General features: G+C 69.6%; 14 protein-coding genes and 1 tRNA gene. 6 read left to right on the top strand and 9 right to left on the bottom strand.

Annotated elements, in window-relative coordinates; translation table 11 throughout:
- Positions 1–14: 14 nt before the first annotated feature.
- Positions 15–728, top strand: a complete 714-nt coding sequence (locus tag RWQ91_RS01500; RefSeq protein ID WP_314502129.1) for an SOS response-associated peptidase — start codon at positions 15–17, stop codon at positions 726–728.
- Positions 729–741: 13 nt separating this feature from the next.
- On the opposite strand, the gene RWQ91_RS01495 is transcribed toward RWQ91_RS01500, so the two are convergent.
- From RWQ91_RS01495 to RWQ91_RS01480, 4 genes are read right to left on the bottom strand one after another with little or no spacing between them, the layout of a single operon-like run.
- On the bottom strand, positions 742–2,421 hold the full coding sequence (locus RWQ91_RS01495) for an acyl-CoA dehydrogenase family protein (protein ID WP_314502127.1): 1,680 nt from the start codon (positions 2,419–2,421) through the stop codon (positions 742–744).
- The gene (locus RWQ91_RS01490; RefSeq protein WP_314502125.1) at positions 2,418–3,503 is read right to left on the bottom strand and encodes a putative zinc-binding metallopeptidase; all 1,086 of its coding nucleotides are present in this window, start codon (positions 3,501–3,503) and stop codon (positions 2,418–2,420) included. The genes RWQ91_RS01495 and RWQ91_RS01490 overlap by 4 nt, the downstream gene beginning before the upstream one ends.
- 50 nt (positions 3,504–3,553) lie before the next feature.
- Positions 3,554–4,702: a PQQ-dependent sugar dehydrogenase gene (locus RWQ91_RS01485; protein WP_314502123.1), complete on the bottom strand. Its 1,149-nt coding sequence runs from the start codon at positions 4,700–4,702 to the stop codon at positions 3,554–3,556.
- The gene (locus tag RWQ91_RS01480; protein WP_314502121.1) at positions 4,699–5,175 is read right to left on the bottom strand and encodes a VOC family protein; all 477 of its coding nucleotides are present in this window, start codon (positions 5,173–5,175) and stop codon (positions 4,699–4,701) included. Before RWQ91_RS01480 ends, RWQ91_RS01485 begins: the two co-directional genes overlap by 4 nt.
- A gap of 262 nt (positions 5,176–5,437) precedes the next feature.
- On the opposite strand from RWQ91_RS01480, the gene RWQ91_RS01475 reads away from it, so the two are divergent.
- The 5 genes from RWQ91_RS01475 (at position 5,438) to RWQ91_RS01455 (ending at position 18,668) form a co-directional block, all read left to right on the top strand.
- Positions 5,438–6,190, top strand: coding sequence for a peptidoglycan-binding domain-containing protein (locus RWQ91_RS01475; protein WP_314502119.1), 753 nt, complete (start codon positions 5,438–5,440; stop codon positions 6,188–6,190).
- 70 nt (positions 6,191–6,260) lie between these two features.
- On the top strand, positions 6,261–7,298 hold the full coding sequence (locus tag RWQ91_RS01470) for a WD40 repeat domain-containing protein (RefSeq protein ID WP_314502117.1): 1,038 nt from the start codon (positions 6,261–6,263) through the stop codon (positions 7,296–7,298).
- Entirely contained in the window at positions 7,295–10,186 is a 2,892-nt protein-coding gene (locus RWQ91_RS01465; protein WP_314502116.1) for a DUF6603 domain-containing protein, read from the top strand. Before RWQ91_RS01470 ends, RWQ91_RS01465 begins: the two co-directional genes overlap by 4 nt.
- Complete coding sequence (locus tag RWQ91_RS01460) at positions 10,183–12,768, top strand: hypothetical protein (protein ID WP_314502114.1); 2,586 nt, start codon at positions 10,183–10,185, stop codon at positions 12,766–12,768. Before RWQ91_RS01465 ends, RWQ91_RS01460 begins: the two co-directional genes overlap by 4 nt.
- Entirely contained in the window at positions 12,768–18,668 is a 5,901-nt protein-coding gene (locus RWQ91_RS01455) for a hypothetical protein (protein WP_314502112.1), read from the top strand. The genes RWQ91_RS01460 and RWQ91_RS01455 overlap by 1 nt, the downstream gene beginning before the upstream one ends.
- A gap of 51 nt (positions 18,669–18,719) precedes the next feature.
- On the opposite strand, the gene RWQ91_RS01450 is transcribed toward RWQ91_RS01455, so the two are convergent.
- From RWQ91_RS01450 to RWQ91_RS01430, 5 genes are all read right to left on the bottom strand, one after another.
- A tRNA-Ala gene (locus tag RWQ91_RS01450) sits at positions 18,720–18,795 on the bottom strand.
- A gap of 88 nt (positions 18,796–18,883) precedes the next feature.
- Complete coding sequence (gene rsfS, locus RWQ91_RS01445) at positions 18,884–19,261, bottom strand: ribosome silencing factor (RefSeq protein WP_314502110.1); 378 nt, start codon at positions 19,259–19,261, stop codon at positions 18,884–18,886.
- Positions 19,261–20,562 (bottom strand): hypothetical protein, encoded by a 1,302-nt coding sequence (locus tag RWQ91_RS01440; RefSeq protein WP_314502108.1) that lies wholly within the window; start codon positions 20,560–20,562, stop codon positions 19,261–19,263. Before RWQ91_RS01440 ends, rsfS begins: the two co-directional genes overlap by 1 nt.
- Positions 20,559–21,155 carry a nicotinate-nucleotide adenylyltransferase gene (nadD, locus tag RWQ91_RS01435; RefSeq protein ID WP_314502107.1) on the bottom strand — a complete coding sequence of 199 codons (597 nt, stop codon included), beginning with the start codon at positions 21,153–21,155 and terminating at the stop codon, positions 20,559–20,561. Before nadD ends, RWQ91_RS01440 begins: the two co-directional genes overlap by 4 nt.
- A gap of 9 nt (positions 21,156–21,164) precedes the next feature.
- Positions 21,165–21,386, bottom strand: coding sequence for a hypothetical protein (locus tag RWQ91_RS01430; RefSeq protein ID WP_314502105.1), 222 nt, complete (start codon positions 21,384–21,386; stop codon positions 21,165–21,167).
- Between the last annotated feature and the right edge of the window lie 9 nt (positions 21,387–21,395).

Raw genomic sequence — 21,395 nt, 5'->3', positions numbered from 1 at the left:
GTAGGCTCTGAGGCATGTGCGGACGGTTCGTGGTGGCCAGCGTCGGCTCGGAGCTCGTCGGGGTTCTGCGAGTGGACGTCGAGGGCGACGATCTTCCCGCCCCTTCCTACAACGTCGCCCCGACGGCGCCGGTCGCGATCGTGATCGATTCCGCCAAGACCGAGCCTCCGACGCGTCGGCTCGAGACCGCCCGGTGGGGGCTCGTGCCCGGGTGGGCCAAGGACGTGTCCGTCGGTGCGCGCGCCTTCAACGCCCGCTCCGAGGAGCTCGAGTCCAAGCCCATGTTCCGCAAAGCCCTCGAGAAGCGTCGCGCCGTGATTCCGGCATCCGGCTACTACGAATGGAAGCAGGCGGACGGCGGCAAGATCCCCCACTACATCCACCCCGCCGACGGATCGCCGCTGTTCCTGGCCGGGCTCTACGAGTGGTGGAAGAACCCGGCGCTGGCTGAGGACGACCCCGCTCGATGGATGCTGAGCTTCACGATCCTGACCCGCGACTCGATCGGCGCGCTCGGCTCGATCCATGACCGGATGCCGCTGTTCATGGACCCCGACCACGCCGATGCGTGGCTCGACCCGACGACCGACAACGTCCGCGACGTCCTGGATGCCGCGATCGACGCCGCCCCCGCGGTCGCCGAGACACTGGACAACCACGTCGTCGCCAAGGCCGTCGGCAACGTGCGCAACAACTCTCCGGAGCTCATCGAGCCGGTCGAGCAGTAGGCGCCGCGCCCGCTCAGTGCCGTGCGACGATGGCCGCGGCGTCGGTCCCTCGCGGGAGAACCCCGTACTGCGCGGCGCGATCCTCGCCCAGCCGGGCGGCGATGAAGGCCTCGGCCGACGGCGACTCGGAGTGGCGCAGCATGAGCGACGCCTGGAACGCGAGAGCAAGGCCCTCGCTCAGACGCCGCGCCTGGGACTGCGCGGTCTGGTCGTCCGCGTCGGCCACGTCGGCCATCAGCGCGAGTGTGCGTGCCACGTGGTCGTCGAGCATCCGCGATGCGCCCGCGGTGATTCCGAGCTCATCGGAGAACGCCTCGGCGGACTCCGCGTCGCGCGTCAGCGCTCGCAGAACGTCGAGCGCGATGACGTTGCCGGAGCCCTCCCAGATCGCCATCACGGGCTGCTCCCGATAGCGCCGCGCGAGCGGGAAGGATTCGGTGTAGCCGTTGCCGCCGAGGCACTCGAGAGCCTCGTACGCATGATGGGGACCGCGCTTGGTCACCCAGTACTTCGAGACGGGGGTGGCCAGGCGCCGCAGGGCGATGTCCCGGTCGGACGACGACGCCCCGAACGTCTGGGCCAGGCGCAGACCCGTGAGCATCGCCGCCTCGGACTCGAGGGCGAGATCGGCCAGCACGGCGGTCATGGCGGGCTGATCCACCAGCGGCTTGCCGAACGCGGCGCGGCCGCGCGCGTGCCAGATCGCCTCGGCGACGGACTGTCGCATCCCGGCGGCCGATCCGAGCACGCAGTCCAGCCGAGTGCGCTGCACCATCTCGATGATGGCCTGCACTCCCCGGCCCGGCTCGCCGACGACGAAGCCGATGGTCCCGTCGAATTCGACCGACGCCGATGCGTTGGAACGGTTGCCGAGCTTGTCCTTCAGATGCTGGATGCGAAACACGTTGCGCATCCCACGCGGCAGCAGTCGCGGCACGAACAGGCACGACAGCCCCTCGTCTGCGTTGCGCCGGCGGGTCTGCGAGAGCACGAGGAACCCGTCTGACATCGGCGCCGAGCAGAACCACTTGTGTCCGGTGATCTGGTACGCGTGGCCGCCCATGTCGGTGGCGAGCGTCGTGCCGGCGCGCACGTCCGAGCCGCCCTGCTTCTCGGTCATCGCCATGCCGATCAGAGCGCTCTTCTTCTCCTCGTTGGGCAGGAGCCGGGGCTCGTACTCCCGCGAAAACAGCCGGGGCAGCCACTCGTCGGCGATCCACGGCGAGCCCTGCAGCGACGCCACGGCGGCGTGGGTCATCGATACCGGGCACGCGTGACCGGGCTCCACCTGCGCGAACAGCATGAACGTCGCGGCGCGGGCGATCTCCGCCCCCGGCTGAGGGTCCGCCCAGGCCGAGGTGTGGGCGCCGCGGGCGATCGCCTCACCGAGGATGCGGTGATAGGACGGGTCGTACTCGACCTCGTCGAGGCGGAAACCCCAGCGATCGTGCGCCATGGCTACGGGCTCGTGCACGTTGGCCAGCGTGGCGTCCCGCTGGAAGTCCGGCGAGCCGACGAGCTGACCCGCCTCATGCAGACCGTCGTGCGCCCAATCCGCACCGAATGCGGATACCGCGTGCTTGAGCGGCGCATTCTCCTCGTACTCGTCGATCTCGGTCCGCACCGGCGGCTGGTTCTCGACGTAGTGGGTCGCGGCGCCGATCACGCGCTGGCCCCGGGCGACCGATGTCATGCGCGCTCCCCGTCCCAGGGGGCGGCGATGGCCAATTGCTGCTCGTAGGTCAAAGGTGCCTTCGTGATGATGTCGTGCATGAAAGCGAGCTTGCGCCGGACCGGCTCGACCAGGCGGAATGGATACAGGTCGCCGAAGCCCATGGCGCGGTTGATGCGGTTGAACCCCTGCGACATCCATTCCCAGTCCGTCAGCAGGCTCTGGATCGGCTGGTCCTCATAGGACTCGCGTGGGATCACGTCCACATCCCGCAGGCTGGTCACCGCGGCATCCAGGCGGATCCCGATCGCCGCCGCCGTCTGCAGCGTCCCGGTGATGTGCAGGTAGTGCGCGAAGGTCTCGGCGAAGTCCTCCCACGGATGCATGGTGGCGTACTCGGAGATGAAGGAGTCGTGCCAGTGCTCCGGCGCGCCGAGCGCGTAGTGGCGCTTGATGGCGTCCCGATAGCTGGCACGCTCGTCGCCGAACAGGGCGCGGCACCGCGCCCAATCCTCGTCATCCGTCAGCAGGACGTTCTGGTAGTAGTGCCCGACCTCGTGGCGCAGATGGCCGAGGATCGTGCGGTACGGCTCGCCCAGCCGTACGCGCAGCGCTTCGCGGCGGTCGTCGAGACTCTCCGCCAGATCGATCGTGATGATGCCGTTCGCGTGTCCGATCATGACCGGACGGCCGTCGGTCAGGCTTGAGAGCAGGTCGAATCCCAGGCCGCCGGGCTGCACGTCCCACCCCACGATGGGAAGCCCCAGGCTGGCGAGCTGGAGCACGAGCCGGCGCTTGGCCTCCTCTGTGCCGGCCAGCTTCTGCAGGGCGACCGTGTCGTTCGCTGCCGGGCGGGTGCGGGTCAGTCGGCACGAGAAGCAGCGGCCCGCGGGCGCATCGTCGCGGACGAGCCAGTTGCAGGCCCAGGAGCGGTTCGAGCAGGTGTACCAGGTGCGATCCTCGATCACGACCTGGTTGTTGCGCAGGCCGTAGAACTGCCGGGACAGCATGTGGAATCCGAGATCCGCACCGCAGTTGGGACACGCCAGTGCGTCCAGGTACAGGAAGTGTCGGCAGTGCGGGCACCGCGGCTGTGAACTCACGCTCTCACCGTAGCGCGCGGTCGCGCCGGGCCCGCGTAGCCTGCCGTCCGTCACTCGTCCTGCAGTGCGATCGGCACTCGGATCAGCACGTCGTCCTCGACGCGTGGTGATCCGCGGCCGTCCGTGTTGCCGGTGAGCAGCCACAGTGCGCCATCCGGCGCGACCACGACATCGCGCAGCCGCCCCTGACCCTGCAGGACGGCCGTGGCCGTCGGCTCGCGGTCCGCCCGCACATCCACCGCCCAGAGACGTTCACCCCGCAGTCCCGCGACGAAGACGGTGCCACCCACCGCCGCGATGCCGCTGGGACTCGCCTCGCTCGTGCGCCACGCGATCACCGGGTCGGTGTACTTCTGGCCGCCGCCCTTCCCCTCCACCACGGGCCACCCGTAGTTCGACCCGCCGACGATCTCATTCAGCTCGTCCCACGTGTCCTGTCCGAACTCGCTCGCCCACATGCGGCCGTCCGGTGTCCATGCGATGCCCTGCACGTTGCGATGGCCGAGTGTCCACACGGCGTTGCCCCAGGGGTTGCCGGGCGCGGGCGCGCCGTCCGGTGTGATCCGCAGGATCTTGCCGCCGAGGGCGTTCACATCCTGGGCGGCGTCGCGGATCTGCGCGTCGCCCGTTGTGACGTACAGGAATCCGTCGGGGCCGAAGGCGATCCGCCCGCCGTTGTGCGTGCTGTTGCGGGGGATGCCGGTGAAGACGGGCTCCGCTTCGCCGAGACTCCGCGATCCGGGTTCACCGAGGAGCGGCATCCGCACGACCCGGTTGTCGTCGTCGGCGCCGTGGTAGGCGTAGAGCCACGTCTGCGACCTCTCGTCCTCCCAGAGCGCCAGACCATGCAGCCCCGACTCGCCGCCCGATACCACGCCGGGAACCACCCCGGCTGTGCGCAGGGCGCCGTCCGCGAGCAGCTCGCGCACCGTGCCGGTGTCGCGCTCGGAGATGAGCGCGCCGCCGCCGGCCAAGGGGACGACGGACCAGGGAACGGCCAGGCTCGCGGCGAGCGTCGTCGGCTCCCCCGCCGGCTGCCACCACCCGTCCGCCGGCACCGGGGAGGGCGACGCGGATCCTTGCGCCTGAGGCGCGCCCGTCGATCGGGGCGGAATGGTGCCGGACGGCGCGGTGCAGGCGGTGATGGCGAGGGATGCCGCAACCAGCGCGGCTGCGACCGCGATCGTGCGCGAGTTCACGATGCGTCGGCGGCGGCTTCGATCGCGGCGATGTCGATCTTGGTCATGGTGAACATCGCCTGCACCGCGCGGTGCGAGCGGTCCGGATCGGGGTCGCGGATGAGCTCCACGAGGCGGTCGGGCACGATCTGCCACGACAGGCCCCAGCGGTCCTTGAGCCAGGCGCACGGCTGCTCCTGGCCGCCGTCGGCGGTCAGCGCATCCCAGTACCGGTCCACCTCCGCCTGATCGCGGCAGGAGACGAAGAGCGAGACCGCCTCGGTGAACGGGAACTGGGGTCCGGCATTCATCGCGTAGTACTCGCGTCCCGAGAGCCGGAAGTGCGCGTGCATGACCTTGCCGCCCATCCCGGGCACCTCATCGGGGTAGCGGTCGATCGAGATCACTTCCGAGTGCGGGATGAGCGCGGTGTAGAACGTGATCGCCGCCTCGGCGTCGTCGTCGAACCACAGGAACGGGGTCACGTCTGTCATCGGGTGCCTCCTGGCTTCACCCCAGGCTCTCCCGCCTTCCGGCATAACGCAAGAAGCGCCCACGAGGGGTGCTCTGAACCGTCGAGCAAGTGACCTGATGCGTGAGGACGGCGACGCCCGCGCACGTGGTCTCGCCGTCCACCGATACTGCGGTGCTTGCGCTCGGGCCCGGTGAGGGAGGAACGTGGTCACATCGGAGGCCACGAGGTCCTTGGGGGACCGACATCGTCGGACTCGCGCTTCCGGAGAGGTGGGGATGAATATGGTGCTCCAATTCGAGTCGCCGCGATTCGCAGGCGATCCGCTCCTGGTCGAGATCCTGAATGATCCGGATACCGGGACGAGGAAGCTGCAAGCCGGCAGTCCTGCGGAAAGTGTCCGAATACTCCAGGAGGCTCTGTTCGATCTGACCTGGAACCGGAAGACGTCCCAGCCGCTGATCCTCGAGAGGTCGGAGTTCGTCGTCGGGATCTACGGCCCCAAGACCACGGAAGCGGTGAAGGCGTTCAAGACCAGATACGGTCTCCGCTTTCCTCCCTCCGACCCGAACGGTTTCATCGACGGTCTGGCCGGTCCGCGCACCCTCGCCCAGTTGGATCGCGTCTGCGTCGTCCTCGACGCCTCGATCGCGGCGATCGAGGCGAAGGCGCAGCAGCTGATCGCAAGCGGGGTGGACGTGACGATCAATGCCAGCGAACTTCGCACGCTTCCGATCGACAACACGTCGGGCACGTTCACGCCGGCGCACATCGCCGGCGCCTCCGGCGCGATCTTCTTCACGCGCGGTCACGGTGAGGCGAACGAGGTGCACGGCAACATCTACGACGCCTACCTGCCGACGTTCGCAAACGGACCGCTCGGCTTTCCGATCACCGACGAGGAAGCCATCATCGATCTGCCTGGATTCGTGGCATCGCACTTCGATAACGGCAGGCTGCGCTGCGAACTCGCCACCGGCGTGGTCGATGAACTGCTGTCCCAGGCCGTGCCCCCCGAGGCCGACCCCGTGTTCTGATTCCGATCACAGAGAGTGCGCCGATGCCAACGATTCTGCAGAGTCATCTTCCCGGGGCAGGGGGTGGAGCGTGAGCGCACCCGGAGCGACTCTCCTGACCGTGCAGCACGACGGGGCCGTCACGGCCATCGCCTTCAGTCCCGATTCAACACTGGTCGCCTCCGGCGGCGGCAGCATGACGGTGGCTCTGAGCCCGGTCGGTGCCGGGCAGGAGCGCCGCATCGAGAGCCTCGGCTTCGTCTCCGATCTCGCATTCTCGCCCGACGGGACACGCCTCGCGGTCGCCGACCTCGACCAGGTCGCCGTCTTCGAGGTCGCGACCGGGGCTGCGGTGTGGCGCGGCCCGGTGCAGGCCGAGCGCTCCGTCAACACGGTCGCCTTCACGCCTGCGGGCGACCTGCTCGTCGTGACGACCGACGATCACGTCTTCGTCCTGAACGCGGCCACCGGCTCGCGTGACCGCGAGATCGCTGTCGAACCCACGATCGCGGATGCCGATCTCAGCCTCGACGGTCGACTCATCGCGCTGGCCATCGACAAGCGCCACGGCGCCAACCACATCAACGCCGGCGCTGCCGCGGTGGTCGAACTCGACACGGGGGCGGAGCGGAGCCGGTTCACGCCGGGCGACGCCGTGTTCGCAATCGCGTTCAGCCCTGAGAAGCCTGATCCGTTCGTGCTGTTCGGCAGTGCCGACAACACCACGCGCATGATCGGTTCGAGCTCCGGCGAAGAGGTCTGGCAGGAGAGGCTCGAGACGGGCGCGAGCAGCGTCGCTTTCGACCCCAAGGGCCGCTGGGTCGTCGTCGGCAGCGCCGACGGTACGGCGATCGTGCTGGAGGCCGAATCGGGCGTGCCGAGCGACGGAAAGGTGGCCTTCGACGGTGCCGTGACGCACGTCGCGTTCGCAGGCAACGGCAAGTGGGCAGCGGCTACCGGATTCGGTGACCCTGACCAGCGCCTGGTCGTCTTCAACGCCGAGTCGGGAACGAAGCGGTACGCGCTGCCGATCCAGGAGTGCCTGGCGCTCGGTTTCAGCCCCGACAGCCGATGGCTGGGCGTCGGCCACTTCGACAACGCGGTGATCCTCGACAACGGCACGCCATGAATCCCCAAGACCTGTGGCGGGAGCTCATGCACGCGCTCCGGATGTACGCGCGCACGCAGGTGCTGCCTCTGATCCCGCAGGTGACGCCCACGCCCATCGGGCTGGGAGATCGACTGCTCGGTCCTATCGTGCCCCCTCCGGGCAACGCGCTCGTCGACCTTGTCCGCGACATGGTCGGTGACCTCACGACCGACAGCCCGATCAGGACGCACGGTTGGCAGCGGAAGCCAGGAGGTCCGTTCGGCATCGCGCTCGTCATGACCGACCCCGCGGCGGCCGGGGAATTCGCCGTCGTTGCACTCACCCCGAACGGCGGCGCCGATCCGATCGTGGATGTTGTGGTGACGCCCGGGCCGCAGCTGCGATTCGCGCCCGGGGCGGGCGAATGGACCGTGAGTGCGATGGCGCAGACTCCTCAGCCGTGGGAGGTGTCGTTCGGTGCGGGGGAACCCGCGCTGGGGACCCCGGTGGGCGCCACGGCGACCATCTCCATCACGCGCAAGGTCGAGTTCCAGGCCGGCATGTCCGACGGGCCTGGTCTGCGCATCAGCGGTTTCACCTTCGGGCTCACGGTCCCCGGCGTCCCCTCCACGACCACATTCGCGCTCCAGGGGCTCAAGGTCTCACTGCTTCCCGCCGACCTCGGTCGACTCGTCGGCGCAAAGCCGGGTGGTGAGTTGACTTCGTCCGTGCAGGGCGGCGACACGATCACGGTGACGGGCGACCCGTTGGACGGCCTCCGCTTCGCCCAGGGCGGTCTGCGCGTGCCGTTGCCTGTCCGTTTCTCGCTCCCCGGACTCGCGAGCCGCGGCATCGCGGCCACCCTCTCCGCGGACGGCGGGCTGCGCCTTGGGCTGCTCGTCTCGCTCACGGCGAGATTGCCGGGTGTGCCGCTGACGGCGGTCATCGACAACGCCGGATTCACCCTTCCCCTGGAGTTCCCCGGCGACGGCCCGCCTCGGCTCGGCATCCTGCCTGCCGACGTGGCACCCGACGGCATCGGCGTGAGTCTTCAGCTTCCGCCCGTCTCGGGGGGCGGCGTGGTCCGCAGGTGCGACGACGGCAGCTACGCCGGAATCATCGCGCTGGATATGGGATTCGTCGCCGTGCAGGCCGTTGCCCGCTTCGGCCATTCACCCACGACGTTCATCGCGATGCTCGGCGTCGTCTTCCCCCCGCCGGGCATTCAGGTCGGCTTCGGCTTCGCGCTCGACGCGATCGGCGGGCTGGTGGGAATCAACCACCGCATCGACGCCGAGGCACTTCGTCAGCTCGTGAGCGACGGACACGCCGACCGCATCCTCTTCCCCGACAACATCGTCGAGCGGGCGGACGAAGTCATCGGGGCTCTCTCGGCGGCGTTCCCGCGCGCGGGCGGCCGGTTCGTGATCGCTCCCATGGTGCGGCTCACGTGGGGCGGGCGCATGGTCTCTCTGTCGGGCGCGCTCGTGCTCGAGCTGCCCGCTCCCGTGCAGGCGGTCATCCTCGGTCGCCTGCTGGTCGCCCTCCCCGATCCGGTCGTGCCGCTCGTTCGCCTGCAGGCGAGCATTCTCGGACGCTTCGATCCGAGCGTTCCCCTGGTGGAGGTGCTCGTCTCCCTGGCGGGATCCTCGGTGCTCGGGGTGGCGGTGCGCGGGGAGATATACCTGCTCATCCGCGGGGGCGACCAGCCGGAATTCGTGCTCTCGGCCGGTGGATTCCATCCTCGCTATCGGCGGCCCGCTGGGGTGCCGGCCCTGCAGCGACTCGAGATGGATCTCGCCCCGGGAGGCGCCTACCGCATGCGCATGCAGGCATATTTCGCTGTCACGTCGAACTCCGTGCAGTTCGGCGGCCAGCTGCACCTGCAGGCGATGATCGCCGGATGCGGGGTGGAAGGGTGGCTGGGGCTCGACGCGCTGTTCATGTTCGAACCGACCTTCTCGTTCTCGGTCGCCATTCGCGCCGGCATCGCCGTGCGCGCGTTCGGGGTGAGGCTGGCCAGTGTGGGACTGAGTTTCACACTCGAGGGTCCGAGCCCCTGGCACGCCTTCGGCACGGGCAGCGTCTCGGTCCTGTTCTGGGATGCCAGCCTCGATTTCGACATCGAGTGGGGCGACCGACCCGCTGTTGCCGCGGCGCAACCCGGACCGGATCGGATTCCCGCGGACCTGTCCGCAGCGATAGGGCGTCCGAAGTCGTGGGTCGCCGAGCGGCCGACGAACGAACGCACGGGCCTGACCTTCACCCGTGCCGCCACCGATGCGATGGCGGCGGGCGCACTCGTCCATCCGGATGCGGTGCTCCGGGTCGATCAGTCAGTGATCCCGCTGGATGTCGACTTCAGCCGCTACGGGCAGCGGATCGACGCGCAGAGGTGGTCGATCGCTGAGGTGCGGGTCGGATCCGCGACGCTCGCTCCGACCCCGGAGACCGCCCTGTTCACACGTTTCGTGCGGGGTCAGTTCTTCGTGCTCGATGAGGATGAGCAGCTCACCGCACCGCCGACGGCCGTGCACGCGAGCGGCACGCGCGTGCAGCCGGCCGGCGCGGTGACCGGCGCCGGCCACGTTGTCGACGACAGCTACGAGACGGCGTATGAACCGGCACAGCCGCAGGATCGTCGGGCTTGGCACGGCTCACTGCATGACGAAATCGCATCGCGGTGGATCGCAGGCGAACGGCTCGCGCGCTGGATGAGCGCCGACGCGGGCACTGCGCGGATAGTCCTCAACGCTCCGACGCTGTCGGTAGCCGCCGACGGCCCGGTCATGGGGTTCGCCGCCGGCGCGCCCCTCACCCAGCGCGTGGAACTCGCACCCGACGCCGACACCTGGCGGATCCTGCACGATCAAGGCCGGACCGGTGCCGGCCCGCGCCGACTCCTGGAGAGCTGGGAACTGCCATGACGCGCCGCTGGTTCTTCTCGTTCGTGCGCCAGGGCGTGGCGGCGGGCATTTCCGCGAACGCGAGCGTGAAACCCGAGGTGACGTTCGCCCGACACGTCGCCGGCGCAGCGCGCCCGAACGAGGTCGCGTCAGGGCCGGCCATGCGACTGACGAGCGCGGATGATGTCTCCACGATCGCGGCGGGGCTGGTGTGGCGAGAGGAGCCGCCACCAGGAACGCCGGCCGCGGCAGAGAACGTCATGGCGTCGGTCGAGTTCGCGCACGCCGACCTGCCGTGGCTGCTGTCGACGCGTTCGATACGACCGCCGAACGGTGCGGACGAGCAGCCGCTGCCCTGGCTCGTGCTGCTGGTCGTCTCGGCGACGGAGGCCGGCCCGCCGCGCGATGCCGATCCGGCGCCGATCCTGACGGTGCCGCTGTCTGCGCTTCCCCCGCTCGACGAGAGCTGGGCGTGGGCGCACGTCGAGGCGCGCCTGCCGGACACGTCCGACCTTGCGGCTGCGACCGCAGCTGTCGCCGGCTCCGCGCGCACACGATCTGGCACCGTGGTCGCCCGGCTGTTGAGCCCGCGCAAGCTGACACCCGACACCGAATGGATCGCGGCGGTCGTGCCCGTGCCCTCTGCGGGGGCGTGGCCGGCACCCGCCGCCGGCGCGAATGCGATCGAAGTCCGCGTCTTCCACTGGTGGCGGTTCCGCACCGGCCAGAGCGGGTCCTTCGAAGACCTCGCACGGCGCCTCAAGAAGGCCGACGCGCACGACCTCGGTCTCGGTGCGAGGAGCGTCGACGTGAGCACACCGTTCCCGGGCGATGTGCGACCGCTCGAGATGGCGGCATCCGTCGACCTGGACGGCGCGCTGCGCGCTCCCGGGCCTTCGCGGCCCGAGACGTGGACCGACCCCGACGCGCAAGCCGCGTTCCGCCAGCGGATGACGACCCTGCTGAACGCACCGGCAGCCCTGCGGGAGACACCCGCCGACGACGAACCTCTCGACGGCGGAGTCGATGGACACCCGCTCGACCGCGACGAGCTCGCCGTCGGACCACCTCTGTACGGCAGCCATCACACCGGCGAGCAGACGATCGCCGGTGGGGGCGACGGATGGCTCACGAGCCTGAACCTCGATGTGAGCCGCAGGGTGCCCGCATCACTCGGCGCCCGCTACGTGCAGCTCGAGCAGGAATTCCTCATGGCCCGCGCGTGGGAGCAGGTCGGTCAGATTCGTGAGGCGAACCGTGCTCTGGCGGCTGCGGAACTGGCGGTCGTCGCGTCTCAAGCGGCCCGCCGGAAGCACGTCGAGCCCCAGGCCGCCGTCGACCTCGTGACCACGATGGCACCAATGGCGCCGCGCCTCACGATGCCGATGGCCTTCATGAACACGGGCGCCGCACTCGCGCCCGACGCCTCGGACGTTGCAACTCTGTCGGCGGTCATCACAACCTCCGATGTGCCCACCGGCATGACGACGACGGCATACTCGCGCCTGACCCGCAGCACGGGGGCACTCGCGCGGCGGGCCGAGCGCATCCAGGGCGGTGCACTGGATCGCGCTCAGCTCCCCGAGGTCCTCCTGCGGATCGAGACGCCCGACCGCCCGGGCCTCGTCGGCGGTGAGGAACGAGCAACCCTGGTGGATGTGATCACGAGCCGCACCGATCCGCTCATCCTTCAGTTGCGACGAATGGCCGATGTCGTCGGCGCCGCTGAGATCGCGACACGCGGTGTGGCCGACGATCGCCCGCTCGCTCCGATCATGCGGCATCCGCAGTTCCGCATCGCGATCGGCGAAGAGCTGCTCGCGCGATGGCCGGAGTGGGCCCTGCCCGGAATCGGCTCCGTGCCCGACGAGTCGGTGATCGTGCTCGAGACCAACCCGGCGTTCGTGGCGTCGCTGCTGGTCGGTCTGAACCACGAGTTCAACCGCGAGCTGCTGTGGCGCGAGTTTCCGACCGACCAGCGCGGCACCCCCTTCCGGCGCTTCTGGCCGACGCCCGGCGATGATGTCGACGAGATCGCGCGCTGGCCGCTCGACAGCGGACTGGGCAGCCAGATCGCCAGCGGTGCCGAGGGCAGCATCGTGCTGATGATCCGCGGTGAGGTCCTGCGCCGCTTCCCCGCGACGGCTCTCATTGCGATCAAGGGCGAGAACGGCCGGGTCCCCATGACTCTCGACGCCGGCATCCACGGCCTGCCCATGCCGCTCGATGACTCGACGACCCTGTTCCTGTTCAGCGCTGTCAGCGAGGAGCGGGCGATCGCCGAGGACTGGCTGTTCGTGCTGCGGGAGCCGATGCGCGCGACGCAATTCGGATTCGACCTGCAGGTTCGAAACACGGACGGCACCGTCGCGGCCGATCAGGCTCGCCTGTCCTCGTGGGCCGATCTCACCTGGGCGCGTCTCACGCTAGACGGGGCCGGATACGTGAGAGTGCAGCCCGCGCCCCCGAACCCCGTTCCCGGCCCGGGCGACCCGGCGCCCGTCGACCCTCCGAAGTGGGGCGCGGAATCGGCCGACATGGCCCGCATCGCCTTCCAGCAGCCGTTCCAACTGGCATTCCGCGCGCGAGACTGGCTCGGCTGATGGCGGTCGAGAACCCTCTGTTCGACTCGCGCCGCCAGGCTGACGGGCTGCGTCGCGAGGCGGAGCGTGCGCAGGCCGACGCCGACCTGCTGGCCGCCGCGGCTCTGGCGGGTGCACCCGCCGCGGAGTTCGCCGAGAGACAGGCGGCGGCCGAGAGCGCACGCGCGGGGCTGGCGAACGTCCAGACGTCGATCGACCAGCTGTTGGATGCCGAGGCGAAGCTCTTCGCAACCGAAAACGCTGACCCGATCGCGCTTCTGCCCGTGCGCGTCGAGACCGTGTGGTGGACCGAGAGCGGCCAGGCACCGCCCTCCGATGACCCGGACGCCCCGCCGGCGGAGGAGGGCGACGGGAACTCCCAGCCGACCCTTCGCGTGCGTGTCTACCCCGATGACCTGCACCTCGGCCATTTGCAGACCGACCTCACGTCCGCCGAAGCGGATGCCGGCGCCACGTATTGGCGCGATCCCACGCCGGAGGCGTGGCAGGAGCTGATCTCGCGGGTGCGCCCGCGACGCGCACCGTGGGTGGCCCACGCCACGCGCCCCGGTGCCCCGGCCGCGGTCATCAGAGACAACGATGCGCCGCCGTCACCTCGCACCGTCACCATGCCCGACCGGTTCAGATTCATCGGCTTCGTCGACGGTGCGGTGGTCGTCGACGCCATGGGACGCAAGATCCCCGATCCACTGCCGATCGATCTGCTGGAGGTCGATCTCAGCTGGACGATCGACTTCTTCGAGGCCCGCAAGGCGGGTATGGCGGTAGAGCTGGAACTGAACGACGGTGTCGACCATCTCGACGAGCTCATCGTCGTCGGCGTGCGCGATGAACCGGCCGCAGAGGGCGCTTCGCGTCTGCGCGACCTGCTGCGCGCCCACGTCTACAGCACCGGCCTGGCCGCCGTGCACCCCGGCACCGCCACCAACAACACGCCCGCCGCCAAGTCGGGGTGGTCGTCTCGGCCCGTGCTGCCTCAGCCCGGGGCCGACCCCGCCGTTGGGGAGCGGCGGGCGGCCGATGCGATCACGACGGCCCTCGGGCTGGCTGACGCGGCCTTCCTGCGCACGTGCGAGGGGATGGCGGATGCCGACTCCACGGCAGTGGAAGGGCTCAGTCTGCTCACGTGGGCGGCCTTGGGTCGTGGCTTCGGCGAGGCCGCGGCGACACACGTCGACGTGAGCGCCCGAGGATCGTTCGTGAGGATGGACCCGGTGCGCCCGTGGCGCACGATCCGCGACCACATGATCGCGCACGTGCGCGGCCGGGGGCCGCTGCCGAGCGTCCGCGTCGGCAATCAGCCCTATGGCATCCTGCCCGCCTCCTCGCTCGATGACTGGCGCCCCCAGCAGGTGGGCGCCGCCGACACCCTCCTCCTGCCGTGGTTGGTGCGGCTGCGCGAACAGTGGCGCACGTCGCTCGAGCTCGTGCCGCACCTGGGCAAGACCGCGTCGGGCACGTCCATCGACGAGCTCATGGTCGACATCCTGAGCCGACAGCCGACCCCCGCCGGCCTCGCGATGGCCCGCATGAACGGCCCGACAACCGGTGTCCCGCGCGCAGATCCGCAGCAGCCGACGCAGATCCGCGTGGCGGGCATCCCGGCCGATGGTGCGCTGCGGTGGAGCACCGACTCGGATGCGTGGACCGACTTGGGCTGGGACACACCCGTGCAGCAGGAAATACCGCAGGTCGTGACCCGCATGATCGACGGTCACGCCGACATCGCGGCATCCGCCGGCCAGACGGCCGACTACCTCGCGCACGTGCGCGGCTTCCTCGCCGCCGAGATCACAGCCGCAGAGTTCGCCGGCGCCCTCACGGCGATGTTCGGCGAAGGCGACCTGTTCGAGCGCGAACTCACCGGCACCCTCTTCGACATGCCGCCCGGCAGCGGGCTGCTGGAAGCACTCCTCTCGACGCGCAACTGGGCATTTCCGTCCGATGAAGACGATCCGCTCACTGCCGCCTTCGGTGTGCCCGACCTCGTCACCCAGATCGTCTCGACCACCCTGAGCGACGAAGAGCGAGGGTTGGACCCGAACCGGGATGAAGACCTTCAGGAGCAGTTGGCCGCGGCCCGGCGATCCGCCGAACAACTCGCTCGCGTGGAGGCGGCAGCGCGGGCCGTCGCTGCGCTGCCGCCAGCGCGCATCGCCGAGCTCGTGCTGGAGATCGTGGACGTCTACGCCCACCGGCTCGATGCCTGGATCACCTCGCTGGCCTCCCGTCGCCTCGCCGAGGCCCGCTCAGCAGGCGTGACCGGTGTGCGCCTCGGCGCGTACGGCTGGGTCCACGGCCTCGCGCCGATGAAGGGACGATTGCTGAGCAGCATCCTCGTGGACGAACGCAAGGCGATCGCATCGCTCAACGACGGCTACGTGCACGCCCCGTCTCTGCAGCAGGCGACGACCGCGGCCGTCCTGCGCTCAGGTGCCCTGAGCCACCCCGAGGAGCGGTCGACGTATGCGGTGTCGCTGACCTCGAAGCGCAGCAGAATCGCACGGTGGCTCATCGCGGGCGTGCGCCAGGGACAGAACCTCGGCGCGCTCCTCGGCTACCGGTTCGAGCGGGCCATGCATGACGCGGACTTCGATCCGCTGATCCGGGACTACCGGAAGGCCTACCCCGCGCCCTTGGTCGCCGATACCGACGACCCCGCGATCGGTCAGAGCCAGGAGATGATCTCGGCGCGCAACGTGGTCGACGGCATGAAGCTCGCCCGCGACCCCGATGCCGCCGCGAATGCGAGCGATCCGGTGGTGAGAGCGATCATCGAGGACATCTCCGCGGCGCTCGACGCTCTCAGCGACCTTCTGCTCGCCGAGAGCGTTCATCAGCTCGTGATCGGCAACACCGCGCGCGCCGGCCTCACCGCCGATGCGCTCGGGCGCAGCGGCGAGGTGCCGGACTCCTTCCCCGTGCTCACCACCCCGCACCGGGCTCGCCCTCTGACGAATCGGCTCGCGGCACTGCTGCCCGATACTCCTGCGCAGCCCACCGGCTGGCCGCAGGATGACCTCGGCCGGCTGCTGCCCGGCGTGGAGGCGTGGGTCGCCCACCTGCTCGGCCCCGCGGCTGGCTGGAGTATCGAGGTGGCCTCCCCCGACGCACCGGCCCACGTCGTGGTGCTCGACAGCCTCAGTCTGGGCGCTCTGTCGACCGCACTCGACGTCGCGTCGGCTCGTCCGACGGCGCTGACGGCGGCCTGTGCTGAGGCGACGGGAGCCTCTCCCGGTACCGACCCCATCCTCGGCGGCTCCGATTGGCCCGCTCTGCACGGGCTCGCCATAAGGATTCGTACGTTGTTGGTCGGCGCTCAACCGCTGCTGCCCGCGCATCTGGCCGGGGCAGAGGTGGTCGCTGCCCTCGAGCCCGTGCGCGAACGGCTGCTCGTGTACGTCGACTCGCCCGCCGTGAAGGCGCATCCGCGGGGCGCGTCGCTCGCCGAGGCCGCCGGCAAGCCGATCGGCGGCACGGTCGATGCCCCCCGGCCGCCCGACGAATGGCTGGCCGTGGTGAGCGCCGCGCTCGGCGAGGTGCTCGGCACGACAGTGCCGATTGCGCCCGTGCTCGCCGTCCGCGGCGCTGCCCTCGCGAGCCACTCAGGAGTGGAATCGGCGGATGCCGTCGCGTGGCTGGCGAGACAGGGGTCCGTGCGCGCCACCCCGCGCACTCTGGCCGATACGCTGCTCATCGCCGGGTTGCGCGCGGCCCGTACGGAGCCGCTCGCCGCCGCGCAGCATCCGTCGAATCAGGGCGATGTCTGGGTGGGTGGACCGTTCCGCACCGGCGATGATCCGCCGTCCGCGGCGAACCGGCCCGCTGCGTCCACGCAGATCGTGTGGCACGCGCCGCTCGAGATGACGCAGACGATCACGGGTTTCGTGATCGACGAGTGGATCGAGCTGTTGCCGGGCGCGGACTTCATCCGCGAGGTGGCCGAAGGATCCCCGCCGCTGACCTCACCCGACGAGTCCGAGCTGACGGGCGTGGCGTTCCACTACGACCGGCCCGATGCGAAGGCGCCGCACGTGCTGCTCATCGCGGTGCCGCCCAACGTGGAGCGCGGCTGGACTCCGGACACCCTTGTGCAGGTGCTGCGCGAGACCGCTGAGCTCGGCCGGCTGCGCGCTGTCGACACCACTGACCTCGCATTGCCCGACACGAACGATCTGCTGCCGGCGATTCGCATCTCGGCGCAGTCGGCCGCAGGGGTCGCGCTGGCCGGCATCGAGAACCCGCGGCCCGATCGCGACCTCGAGGGCCCGTTCCGCCTCGAACCCAATCACCGGACGAACGGCCGCGTCGATCAGGGGCTCGCCGCACGCGTGCATGATCCCCTCTGGCTGTTCGCACGCCAGTGGCAGCTCGGAGAATTCGCGGGGCAGGATGCCGCATCGCCGGCCCTGGTGACCATCACCGGTCACAGCGATCCGCTCACCGCCTGGCGACCGGCGGGCGCGGACGCGTGGACACCGTTCGATCCCGCTGTTCCCCTCGACCCGATCGTGGAGGCAGAATCCTCCAGCTCGACGATCGATCTGCGCGTCCGTGCCGAGGGTGGCGCGTACCTGAGGGCGCTCCTCGATGCACAGGGAGCGGCCGACGCCGTCGCAGAGCTGCTGCCGACACTCGCGCTGCGCGTCGACCACGCAGACGCGAGTCTCGTCGGTCTCGTCGGCGTCGTCGGCGCGGACGGTGATGTCGGCACCGCCGGAAGAGGCCTCCTGGACGGGCAGCTGGTTGCGCAGGCCATCGAGGCCGGATCGCTCGGTGCCGACCTCGAACCTGTCACCTCGAGGTGGCTCGCCTGGTGGCGGGAGCGCGTAGCCGATCATGCTCCCGACTGCTTCGATCCGCACCGATTCGAGCACGCCGTCGAGCTCTCGGTCGGCGGGTCGGTGCTGCGGGCACCGGAGTATCTCGGAGACGGGCTCGACTGGCACAGCTTCGACGTCGATTCCTCCGCCGACGACGATGCTGCCGAGCCGGGTGCTCCGTACACGTTCTCCGACGAGTCGATCCCTTCCGTGGTGCGCTACGGCGGGGTCCCCGCCGACCGATTCTGGGAGATGGAGGACGCTCGGATCGACCTGGGCGCAACGGACGTGTCCACTCTGGACACGGGGCGGATGCTGCTCATCTCGTTCGCGACGGTGTACGGCAACGACTGGTTCCTCACTCCGCTGGAGGTGCCTGCGGGCTCGCTGACGACGATCGAGCGGATGCTGGTGCGGGACGTCTTCGGCAGGACTCATCTGCTCTCGCGCGCCTCGCACGATGACCCCGAGTGGTCGATGTTCTCGCTCTCCAGCGACGGTGAGCACGCGGCGGCGACCGGACTGCTGATGCTGCCCACCACCCAGGGACTCACGGGCGAGCCCCTCGAGCACGTCGGTCTGACCCGCGACGAACTCGCCAACCTCGCGTGGGCCATCCAGCACACGGTGACCGACGATCGGGGCGAGACGGTCGATGTGCGCACTGAGTGGCTTCGCGGCCAGGATGCGATTGCGACCGAAGCGGCAGATGCGGCCTCGCCCGAATCCGATGACGTCGGGATGCCGGTCTATCGCGTGCGCACGACCACACCCGACTACTGGTTTCCGTTGGTGCCGGTCACAGAGAAACCGGGAAGCATCCACTTCCGGGTGGCCACGATCAATGCCGAGGCGGCTCCTGCCACGCCGCGCGGCCGGCTCATCACGCCGGGACTGTGGATACACGAAGAAGAAGTGCCGCGCGAGGGCGCCGCAGTGGTTCGGCGACCGGTGCTCGCGCGCTGGTTCGACGGATCCTGGCACAGTTGGACCCGTCGAGAGAAGGCGCCGGCTGGCGGCGAGAGCTCGAGCGGCCTCGCCTTCGACACCGTGCGGCCGACCGACCCGTGGCCCTGACGCGCACACTTGTCTCGCGACATATGAGACATATGTCGCGAGACATCACATTGGTGGACCTGAGGGGACTCGAACCCCTGACCCCCTGCATGCCATGCAGGTGCGCTACCAGCTGCGCCACAGGCCCGGAGCCTCCGAAGCGGAGGCAACCCCACAAGATTACTACATCGGCCGGCCCCGCTCGAACCGGCGCGGGTGATGCGCAGGCGTCGGGGTCACTCGATGCTCGAGGCCGCGGGCAGCTCGACGGGAACGACCGGACAGTCCTTCCACAGGCGCTCGAGACCGTAGTACATGCGCTCCTGCTCGTGGAAGACGTGCACCACGAGGTCGCCGAAATCGAGCAGGATCCACCGCGATTCCTGCCGCCCCTCCCGGCGCAGCCGCTTGTGACCGGCTTCGAGGAGCCGGTCCTCGATCTCGTCGGCGATCGCGGCGACGTTGCGCTCGCTGCGACCGGTGACCAGCAGGAAGATGTCGACGAGGGGAAGCGGACCCGACACGTCCAGCGCTACGAGGTCTTCACCGCCCTTCGCATCGGCAGCCCCTGCGGCGATGCGCAGCATGTCGCGGGATTGGTCGGTCGCCGTCATCAGAAGACTCCTGTCACGAAGGCCAGGATGAGCACTCCCACGAGCGCGAGTGCGAGCACCCCCGCGGTGATCGCGAGCGTCAGCATGAGCCGTCCGCCCTTTTCGGGGGCGGGGGGCTTGATGATGTCCCCGCCGTTCTTGACCGTGCTGATCGCGGCGCTCGCGGCGATCGGGGTGGGAGACGAGTGCGCGGGAAGCTCACCGTCGACCAGAACCGCATCCACCTCTTTGCCGTCGGCGGTGCCGACGGCGTGCCCGGTGGAGCCCAGGCCTTCGGGAAGATTGAACGATCCGGTGATGAGCACCTCGCCGGTTGCGGCGACGGGTGCTCCCAGTGGGGGTGCGGAGGGGTTCTGCGAGAGGATCAGCGCATTGCCGGTGCCGATGGCACCGGTCACCGAGCGCGTGATCAGCTGATCGAACGACGCCGGCAGTTCTACCTGTTCCACATCGCCGGCAAGAAGCTCCGCCCCGAACTGCGGGTTGACGATCGCGCGCTCGGGCTCTTCCTCGTCCGTGACGGCGGCTGCTGCATCCTCGGCGCCGGAGTGCGCACTCTCACCGGCCGCGTCGGTCTCCGGCTCGGCGGCCGGCTCCGCGTCAGCGACATGCTCAGCGTCAACCACCGGCTCCGCGTCGGCGACCGGCTCCGCGTCCGCGACCGGCTCATCCGGGTGGTTCTCGTCCGTCGGTTCGCCGGCCGAGGCGGCGTCGCCTTCATCGACATGCGCGTCGTCATCCGAGACGATGATCGCTTCGACGACGTCATCCGAGACGATGATCGCTTCGACGACGTCATCGCTGTCTGCATCCGCCTCTTCGGCGACAGGGGTACCCGCCGCCGTTGCGAACAGCTGCGCGAGGTCCGTCGCGCCCGACGGAGTCGGTTCATCGTTCTGCTCGGCGCGATCGACCTCGGCGGCCGCGGCCGCCACCGAGGCGGCGTGGGCCGCAGCGACCTCGGGTGTGATGACAGGAACGGATGCCGTGCGGATGCGCTCCTGCTGGCGCGCCTGACGGCGAGTGAGGGGCGAGACGCCGAGGTCGACGCTCGCGTCGGCGCCGGGCAGGTCGTGCACGACGGCGGGCGCCGCGGCGCGGGGCAGCGGCGCTGCAACGGCGGGCGGGACGTCGTGCGCTGTCGGCTCTGCGACGGGCGTCTCATCGACCGGCGCGGGCGCCGGGTCGGGTTCGAGGGGGACGTCGTCCGCGGTCACGATCGGCGTCGCGCCGGTGTTGCGGATGTCCCGCAACTGCTTGCGGGTCAGGGCGGGTGATGCCGGCTGCTCGGGTGTGCTCATTCCTTGCTCCGGTAGAGGTGGTGCTTGGCGATGTATTGGACGACCCCGTCGGGAACGAGGTACCACACGGGGTTGCCGTGTTCGACGCGATCGCGACAGTCCGTCGACGAGATCGCGAGTGCGGGGATCTCGAGCTGGCTCACGTCCTCGGTCGGCAGACCGTCTGTGCTGAGGACATGTCCGGGTCGGGAGACCGCGACGAAGTGGGCGAGATCCCACAGTTCATCATGGTCCCTCCAACTGAGAATTTGCGCTATGGCGTCCGCGCCCGTGATGAAGAACAGCTCCGCCGTGGGCCGATCCCTTTTCAGCTCACGCAGCGTGTCGATCGTGTACGTGGGCCCGGCACGGTCGATGTCGACGCGGCTCACGGTGAAGCGCGGATTGGATGCCGTCGCGATGACGGTCATCAGATACCGGTGCTCGCTGGAGGAGACCTCGTCCTTCTGCCACGGACGCCCGGTCGGCACGAAGACCACCTCGTCCAGATCGAAGGACTGCGCGACTTCGCTGGCGGCGACGAGGTGACCGTGGTGGATGGGATCGAACGTCCCGCCCATGACCCCGATTCTCGGGGCGCGTGTCACCGACATGCAGTCGGCCTAGTGGCCGTGCCCCGCTTGCTGAACGTCGTTCGCGTGCTTGGCGGCGTATGCGTCGGCCTTGTGCGCGTGGCGGTTGGCCACGTTGCGGTACGAGAGGGTCACGAGGGCGAGCGCGCCGAAGGTGGCGAGCGCGATGATCCCGAACACGACGGTCTCGAGTTGGACGTTGCCGTGACCGGACTCTTCCGCGGCGAGGACGACAAGCGTGGCCAGGGTCATACGTGCTCC

This window comes from uncultured Microbacterium sp. (assembly GCF_963524805.1).
Classification (GTDB): domain Bacteria; phylum Actinomycetota; class Actinomycetes; order Actinomycetales; family Microbacteriaceae; genus Microbacterium.
This window is presented reverse-complemented; position numbering and strand designations above follow the sequence as displayed.